A 2364-nucleotide genomic window follows, 5' to 3' on the forward strand; every position below is an offset into this window, starting at 1 on the left:
GTGCGGGGAGGGGGGACCAGGTGGCCGTCGGTGGTGGTCATCGGACCTCCCGCCGGGTGCGGGCGCGCGCGTCTCGCCTCGATGAAACGGGCGAGGCGGGCGATCCCCTCCTCGATCTCGGCCGGGGTCAGGTAGCTGGTGGAGAGGCGGAGCCGGTCGAGCGCCGCCCCCCGGGTGGAACTGGGTCATCGGGGTCCAGATCACGCCGAAGTCGCGGGCCGCGCGGGCGAGCGCGGCGTCGTCGGCGTCGAAGGGGACCTGGACGGTCAGGAAGAAGCCCCCGGACGGGGTGGTCCAGCGGACGCCGAGGGCGGCGCGGCGGGCGGCGGGGAGTTCGTGGTCGAGGCGGTCCAGGGTGGCCCGCATCGCGCGTCCGTAGTACTCGGCGGGCTCGGCGTTCAGCCGGGAGACGCGGCCGTCCGCCGCGAGCAGCGCACCCGCACGGCGGCCTGGCTCAGCGACGGGGTGTTGACCGTGACCATGCTCTTGATCTTGGCCAGCTCGGCGGCCAGCGGCGCGGTGCCGCCGGCGCTCGGCGACGGTCTGGTCGGCGACGGCGAAGCCCACGCGGGCGCCCGGGAACAGGGTCTTGGAGAACGAGCCGACGTGCACGACGCGGCGGTCGCGGTCGAGCGACTTCAGCGTGGGCAGCGGGCGGCCGGGGCTCACCAGCCGGTACGGCGTGTCCTCGATGATCAGCAGGTCGTGGCGGGCGGCCAGGTCGAGCAGCGCACGGCGGGCCGGCAGGTCGACCGTGGCGCCGGACGGGTTGGAGTGGTCGGGCACCACGTAGAACGCGCGGGGGCGGCGCCCGGCGGCGCGTTCGGCCAGGATCGCGGCTTCGAGCGCCGCGGGGGACGGGCCGTCCGGTCCCTCGGGGACCGCCGCCACCGGGACGCCGAGGATCCGTGCCGCGCCGGTGAAGCCCACGTAGCAGGGCGTGGACGCGAGCACCGAGTCGCGCGGCCCGGCGGCGAGCGCGCGCAGCACGAGAAGCATCGCCTCCTGCGCACCGACGGTCACCACGATCGCCTCGGGCGGGACGTCGATGCCTTCGTCCGCGCGGAGGGAATCGGCGAGCACGTCCCGGATCCGGCCCGCGGTGGGCCCGTACTGGAAGAGTTCGGTGCGCAGATCGTCCGGCGTCGCGCCCGCCCCGGCGCGGTGGTCGAGGTAGCGGCGGACGTGCTCGAAGATCTGCGCGTTGTCGAAGAAGCCGTCGTAGGGGCGGCCCGGGGCGAAGGAGATCGCGTCGGGGTAGCGGAACGTGATCTCGTTGAGGAAGTTCATCGCGTCGAGCACCGGGTCGGCCAGGCTCGGGTGCAGTTCCGTCACGTGCAGGTCGGCGCCGGACCGGTCCGCGGCGGGCGGCGCGGCCTGCTCGACCCGGACGCACGAGTGGTCCACGTCGGGGACCGTCGAGGCGCCCGCGAACGCCATGGCGGCGCGCAGTTCCGCGACGATCCGGGCGGTGTCGGCGGCGCGGTCGAGGACGACCGCGTCGGCGCGCCGAGGGCGAGGGCGGCGAGGACGTCGGCGCCCAGTTCGGCACGCCGTCGAGCAGGATCGGGCAGCGGCGCACGACGGCGGCCGCGACGTGCGGCAGCGCGTCGAGTGCGGCGGTCCCGGCGGCCCCGGCGACGATCAGCCCGGCCGCGCCCCCCTCGACCGCCCGCACGGGCTCCGGCGGGGGTGCCGACCTGGACGAACTCGACGGTTCCGGCTTCGAGCGCGGGCTCGTCGGGGAACCCGCGCAGGATCTGGACGGGCGTGTCGGTGGTCTCGGCGACGAGCAGCGCGCCGTCCGGGCCGGCGATCGGCGCGGCCCAGGTGCGGCCGAGGATTTTCACCGCGGTGTCGGGCGGGCCGGTGGACGGGCGGCGGCCCGGCCGGAGCCCGACGCGTGCGAAGGCGGCCCGGTCGATATCGCCGTTCATAACGTTTCACTCCCGGCGGGAGCGTGCGCCGTGATGGTGTATGAGAGCACGTCGAACCCCAAGCGAAATTGGATGTCGTGGATTCCCGGCGCGGCAAGGATTACACGGACGCAGGGCAGCGACAAGAGCACCCCAAAACGGTCGGCGAGGCCGTGTCCAACCGAAAGAATCGCACGGTTGGACACGGCTGCGGGCAGCCGGGACGGGCCCGCGCGGCGCACCCGCACGGGCGTCGATACCCCTACGTCCAGGGGTCTGTCGCCGGGTGCCCGCTTCCGGACGTGTCCGGCGGCGCGCACGGTACCCTCGATCGGATTCGAACCGACACCACAACCCTTTTAAGGGGTTTGCCTCTACCAATTGGGCTACGAGGGCAAAGAAATAATAACCGGCGCACCCGAGCGTGTCAGGGCGTCCAACGCCGCGA

2 protein-coding genes and 1 tRNA gene are annotated in these 2364 nt (G+C 74.1%); all 3 read right to left on the minus strand.

The features are described 5' to 3' along the window. Nucleotides 1-1407 (minus strand): aminotransferase class I/II-fold pyridoxal phosphate-dependent enzyme (locus tag BJF79_RS37625; protein ID WP_158079414.1); only part of this gene is annotated, 1407 nt, incomplete at its 3' end. Further along, nucleotides 1332-1937, minus strand: coding sequence for a hypothetical protein (locus BJF79_RS37630; RefSeq protein ID WP_075904552.1), 606 nt, complete (start codon nucleotides 1935-1937; stop codon nucleotides 1332-1334). The genes BJF79_RS37625 and BJF79_RS37630, both read right to left, overlap by 76 nt. 301 nt (nucleotides 1938-2238) lie before the next feature. Then, nucleotides 2239-2312: transfer RNA gene (locus BJF79_RS37635), tRNA-Leu, on the minus strand. Between the last annotated feature and the right edge of the window lie 52 nt (nucleotides 2313-2364).

It is taken from the genome of Actinomadura sp. CNU-125, from assembly GCF_001942465.1.
Lineage (GTDB): Bacteria > Actinomycetota > Actinomycetes > Streptosporangiales > Streptosporangiaceae > Spirillospora.